The 5,367-nt window shown below is 71.4% G+C and carries 4 protein-coding genes, 1 tRNA gene and 1 pseudogene; 3 read left to right on the forward strand and 3 right to left on the reverse strand.

The window, feature by feature from the left end; translation table 11 throughout:
- Nucleotides 1-1,080, forward strand: a pseudogene (locus KN815_RS44425) (hypothetical protein); the annotation flags it as partial.
- A gap of 137 nt (nucleotides 1,081-1,217) precedes the next feature.
- Here the strand turns inward: KN815_RS44425 and KN815_RS44430 are convergent.
- Nucleotides 1,218-1,898, reverse strand: coding sequence for a hypothetical protein (locus tag KN815_RS44430; RefSeq protein ID WP_216347451.1), 681 nt, complete (start codon nucleotides 1,896-1,898; stop codon nucleotides 1,218-1,220).
- A 47-nt stretch (nucleotides 1,899-1,945) separates the two neighbouring features.
- On the opposite strand from KN815_RS44430, the gene KN815_RS44435 reads away from it, so the two are divergent.
- Entirely contained in the window at nucleotides 1,946-2,134 is a 189-nt protein-coding gene (locus tag KN815_RS44435; RefSeq protein ID WP_014059547.1) for a DUF5703 family protein, read from the forward strand.
- 214 nt (nucleotides 2,135-2,348) lie between these two features.
- Here KN815_RS44435 and KN815_RS44440 read toward each other — a convergent pair whose 3' ends face one another.
- Both KN815_RS44440 and KN815_RS44445 read right to left on the reverse strand, forming a co-directional pair.
- A complete protein-coding gene (locus KN815_RS44440) occupies nucleotides 2,349-3,251 on the reverse strand; it encodes a chaplin (protein ID WP_216347453.1) in 903 nt (300 codons plus the stop codon).
- Nucleotides 3,252-3,578: 327 nt separating this feature from the next.
- Nucleotides 3,579-4,916, reverse strand: a complete 1,338-nt coding sequence (locus KN815_RS44445) for a M20/M25/M40 family metallo-hydrolase (protein WP_216347464.1) — start codon at nucleotides 4,914-4,916, stop codon at nucleotides 3,579-3,581.
- Nucleotides 4,917-5,150: 234 nt separating this feature from the next.
- On the opposite strand from KN815_RS44445, the gene KN815_RS44450 reads away from it, so the two are divergent.
- A tRNA-Leu gene (locus KN815_RS44450) sits at nucleotides 5,151-5,235 on the forward strand.
- The last annotated feature ends 132 nt before the right edge of the window (nucleotides 5,236-5,367 follow it).

The following is a 5,367-nucleotide window of genomic DNA, read 5'->3' on the forward strand; positions in this document are numbered from 1 at the left end:
GACGGCAGGCGGCGGCTGGCCGCCGCGCTGAGCGAGGCCCCGGGCGCCGACCCGGAAGCGGCTTCTCCGGCCCCGGGCGCCAACCCGGAAGCCGCCTCTGCGGACGCGGAGGCGGCCTCCGCCGCCGTCACCGTCGCCGGGCTGCTGGCCGACGCCGAGGGCCCCGGACGCGACGAGGAGGGCGCGCTCGCGCTCGATCTGCTCGCCGTACTGGACGCCCCGCAGCTCGATGTGGAGACGGCCGCGATGCTCGTCGAGTCGCTGCCGGACGGCGCCCGTCTGGTGCTGAGCGGGGATCCCGGGGTGCTGTGGTCCGCCGGTCCCGGCCGGGTCTTCGCGGATCTGGTGGCGGCCCGTCGCTGTCCGCAGGTCGTCTCCCGCACCCCCGATCCGGGCCCGATCGGCGAGCTGGTCTCGGGGATCGGGATCGGCGAGCTCAACCAGGTGGAGGCGCCCGGCAAGGAGGTCGTGATCGTGCCCGTGCGGGACGCGGGCGAGGCGGTGCACCGCACCGTGCAGCTCGTGGCCGACTCGGTGCCCCGTGCGATCGGCATCCCGGCGGAGCAGACCCAGGTGATCACCCCGGGCCACGGTGGCGCGGCCGGCACCCGCGCGCTCAACGCCGCGCTGAAGGCCCGGCTCAACCCCGGCCCCGGCCGGTTCGGCGGGTTCGACCCGGGCGACCGCGTGGCGTACACCCCGGCCCCGGGCCGTACGGTGCCGGGCACCGTGGTCTCGGCGGACGCCGAGGGGCTGCGTCTGGACTGCGCGGGCGCCCCCGTCGTGGTGCCACGTACGGAGGTCGGCGAGCTGGTGCGGCACGGCTGGGCCCTCACCGCGCACCAGGCGGCCGGAGCGCGCTGGCCCGCGGCCGTGGTGGTGCTGCCGGGCGACGCCACGGCGGGGCTGACCCGCGCCTGGATCTACACGGCCTTCAGCCGCGGTGGGCGCCATCTGTCGGTGGTCCACGGCGCGGAGGCGGCGCTGCCGCGGGCGGTGGCGGAGATCCCCTTCAAGGAGCGCACCACACGGCTGCGCGCCCTGCTCCAGGCCCAGGTCCCGGCCGGGCCCACGGGCTGACCGGCGGCCCGGTCCGGGACCGGGACCGGCGGCCCGGTCCCGGCCGCGGCAGGCCACCGGAAACACCAGGGCCCCGGATCGCCCCACCTTGCGGCGGGGCGATCCGGGGCCGGGTGATCGGTCCGGAGCGGCGGTGCTCAGCTACCCGGCTCCAGCGCCTCCAGCTCGTCCTCGTCCTCGAGCTCGTCCTCAAGCTCCTCGTCGAAGACCGAGCTCATGTCGAAGCGGCAGACGACCATATGCGGATCCGCCTGGTCGAACGGGGCCGAGAGCCACTCCCCCGGCTCCGGGGGCTCCTCTGCCGCCACCACCCAGAGCGTGGAGTCGCCCTCCTCCAGGCCGAACTCCTTGTGGCGAGAGGCGATCTCATCGGCCTCGAACTCGCCGAAGACCACGCCCAAGGCGGTGTGCACACTCTCCCCGGCGGCCGCGCCGCCACCCTGCCGGTCGTTCCCGGTGTCGATGTCCGGATCCAGGTCAGCGATCCGCTGCGCCTGCGAGAGCAGCCGCTGCGGTTCGACGACGACGTAGTCCCTGCGGATCAGCACGCTCAGCGCGCTCGGCTCCTCCGGTCCGGCGTAGGCGGGGAGGCGGTCGTCACCAGGGATCTCGAAGGGCGTCACCTCGTCGTAGGCGTCATAGAGCAGCTCGTCGTAGACCTCGGCTGCCGCGGCCAGTTCGTTGAACGCGGCGTAGACGGCCGGATCGCCTTCCCCCGACCGGCGTTCGACAGCGTCGAGGTGACGATCCAGTGCGGCTTTCACCGCTTCGGCAGCGGCGCGTACCTCGGCAGCGGATGGCTGCGCAGCATCAGACATAGTGCAGACGCTATCCGTAGCAGGGCAGTTCCCGCACAATAGATGCGATGCCGGAATACGAATTCTGTGATGTGTATGTGCCGCGCGGGGTTTCCCGCAAGGCCACTACCCGCCTGCTCACCGACCATGCCGAGTACGGACACTGGGAGTTGGATCGCCTGAGACTCAACCCCGACGGCAGCCGCAGAGTGCGATTGCGGCGCCGGATCATCCGCCAGCTCCGGGCCACCTGGTAGCGGGCCGGGACAAGACGGAGCGGGCCCCGCCTGACGCGGGGCCCGCCGTGAGTGACGCCACGGTCACCCGGCGTAGGAGATCCGCCGGTGTGTGATGCGTGGCGTGCGAGGTGCGGTGCGCGGTGTGCGGTGCACGGCGGGTGATGCGTTACGACCACCGCACGGCACGGTCAGCACCTGTCGTACCCGACGCACCCAGCAGCGCGATGCGTGCTCAGCGCTGCGCGGCGCGGGCCCGGCGGTAGAGCACCGTGCCCGCCAGCAGCAGGCCCGCGGCGGCCGGAATGGCCAGTTCGACGGGGCCGGCACCGGTGTGCGCGAGCTGCTCCTTGCCGCCGAGGTTCGCGGACGGGGCGGGGCCGTGGTTTCCCGCCTGCTCGGCGGGGTCGTCCGAGTCACCGCCACCGGGGTTCGAGCCCCCGGGGTTGGCGGGGTTGCCAGGATTGCCGGGGTTCCCCGGCTGACCGGGCTGCCCGGGGTGGCCAGGGTTGCCGGGCTGACCCGGGTTTCCGGGGTTGCCCGGGTGGCCGGGGTTGCCGGGGTTGCCCGGATTCCCAGGGTTGCCGGGGTTCCCAGGGTCACCCGGGTTGCCGGGGTTCCCAGGATTGCCCGGGTTCCCAGGGTTACCCGGATTCCCCGGGTTGCCCGGATTCCCCGGGTTCTCCGGCACCGCCGGGACCGTCTCGGTGCAGCCGGCGTCGTCGCCGCTGTTCCCGAACCCGACCGCGCTGATGTTGTTCCCGCACACATTGACCGGGACGCCGATCGGGGCCTGGATGTTGTTGCCGGAGCCGATCCCCGACGAGTCACTGGCGCTGCCCTGCGCCTGCGGACCGCCGGCCTGGGTACCGCCACCGCCGGACGAGCCGTCCGAACCGCCGCCGCACCGCCCCCCACCGGCGCCGTTGAAGACGCCGATGACGCTCACCGTGTTGCCGCACAGATTCACCGGCACATGCACCGGGGCCTGGATGTTGTTGCCCGAGACGATGCCCGGCGAGTGCGCGGCGCCACCATCGGCCCCCGGACCCGCCGCCTGGGCGTAGCCGCCGGTCACGGCGAGAACGCCGCTCGCCGCGGCTACGGTGATCAGGCCCTTTTTCGCAACCTGTCGCATAACTTTCTGCTCCCCTAGCCTTCCGTCCCGGCCGGAGTGCGCGCGGGCGATCTCGCCCGCACCCCCATCCCCGGACGTCCCGGAGCACGCACACTCCGAGACCGCCCGGGGCTCACACTCCGGTGGACCGTGACCCGATGTCACGTGATCGATGCGGTAGTTGCCGAAGGCGGGGTACAGCACCACCCCTTGTCGGCACCGCGGCCCGGTTACGAGCCGCACACACCATGTAACGAGGAGGGAGCAATCAAGCTATCAAGCTACGACACCATTCACCCTTTTTGGTTCCTTCGGTATGTGTGATCGATTAGGCCGTTCGTGCAGCCCTCAGCAGGCGTCCAGGAACCGGTCCAGCACCCGCACGCCGAACTTCAGCCCGTCCACCGGCACCCGCTCGTCGACCCCGTGGAACATCCCGGCGAAGTCCAGCTCGGGGGGCAGCCGCAGCGGCGCGAATCCGAAGCAGCGGATGCCGAGGTCGTCGAAGGACTTCGCGTCCGTACCGCCCGAGAGGCAGTACGGCACGGCGCGGGCGATCGGGTCCTCGGCCTTCAGCGCCGACTGCATGGCCTCGACCAGCGCCCCGTCGAAGTTGGTCTCCAGCGCCTTGTCCGCGTGCACGTCCTCCCGCTTGACCCGCGGGCCGAGGATGCGGTCGAGGTCGGTCAGGAACTCCTCCTCGAACCCCGGCAGGAAGCGCCCGTCCACATGCGCCGTGGCCTGCCCCGGAATGACGTTGACCTTGTAGCCGGCGCTGAGCATGGTCGGGGCGGCGGTGTTCTGGAGCGTGGCCCCGATGATCTTCGCGATGCCGCCCAGCTTGGCCAGCGTCTCGTCCATGTTCTCCGGGTCGAGCGGGGTGCCGAGCGCATCGGACAGCTCGTCCAGGAAGGACCGTACGGTCTTGGTGACCCGCACCGGGAACTTGTGCCGCCCGAGCCGCCCGACCGCCTCCGTCAGCTCCGTGATGGCGTTGTCGTTGTTGGTCATCGAGCCGTGCCCCGCGGTGCCGTCCACCGTGAGCCGCATCCAGTGCATGCCCTTCTGCGCGGTCTCGATCAGATAGAGCCGCAGATCCTCGTTGACGGTGAAGGAGAAGCCGCCGACCTCGCCGATCGCCTCCGTCACGCCCTCGAAGAGGTCGGGGTGGTTGTTGACCAGGTGCCTGGCTCCGTAGACCCCGCCCGCCTCCTCATCGGCGAGAAAGGCCAGCACGATGTCGCGCGGGGGCTTGCGGCCGCTGCGCAGCCGGTCCCGGACCACCGCGAGCGTCATCGCGTCCATGTCCTTCATGTCCACCGCGCCCCGGCCCCAGACGCAGTCGTCTGCGATCTCGCCGGAGAAGGGGTGGTGGGTCCAGTCCTCAGCGTTGGCCGGTACGACGTCGGTGTGGCCGTGGATCAGCAGCGCCGGACGGGACGGATCCTCCCCCTCGATCCGCGCCACGGTCGACGCCCTGCCCTTGTGCGACTCGAAGATCTTCGGTTCGAGCCCCACCTCGGCAAGCTTCTCGGCCACGTACTCGGCGGCCGCGCGCTCACCGGGGCCGGAGTGGTCGCCATAGTTACTGGTGTCGATCCGGATCAGGTCACGGCAGAGGTTGACCACCTCGTCCTCGCCCCTGACCGTTCCGGTCGTCGTCGCGCCCGAAAGCGACTCACTCACGATGCCTCCTCGTCGTTGCGCTGCCGCGGGAAGCCCAGGTACGGACCCCCGCGGCAGGGGTCACCCGCCCATCCTCCTCCGCTCGCCCGCCCAGCCCAAGGCTGCAATACCGCCGTCATGCCCCCGTCACACCGCGCGGCCGCCATGGGCGCGACCGGCTGTGATCGAGCACGTCCCGATGTTTGCTATGGTTTTCCACGTCGGAACGGCCGCGGGCCGACCGGTAGACACCTGGTCCGGGTGGCGGAATGGCAGACGCGCTAGCTTGAGGTGCTAGTGCCCTTTATCGGGCGTGGGGGTTCAAGTCCCCCCTCGGACACGTATCATTTCCCCACGGTTGCTTGTCGACCGTGGGGATTTGTCATTCGTCGGGTCGAACGTGACCTCGGCGCGCGCACCACAGCGGCCAGATCCTTGATCGAGCGGACGAGCCGGGCGACCTCAAGCGGGA

Source organism: Streptomyces niphimycinicus (assembly GCF_018883605.1).
Lineage (GTDB): Bacteria > Actinomycetota > Actinomycetes > Streptomycetales > Streptomycetaceae > Streptomyces > Streptomyces niphimycinicus.

Coding starts and splice junctions, on each gene's coding strand:
- KN815_RS44430 (WP_216347451.1), bottom strand. CDS start 1,898: ATGTCTGATGCTGCGCAGCCATCCGCTGCCGAGGTACGCGCCGCTGCC.
- KN815_RS44435 (WP_014059547.1), top strand. CDS start 1,946: ATGCCGGAATACGAATTCTGTGATGTGTATGTGCCGCGCGGGGTTTCC.
- KN815_RS44440 (WP_216347453.1), bottom strand. CDS start 3,251: ATGCGACAGGTTGCGAAAAAGGGCCTGATCACCGTAGCCGCGGCGAGC.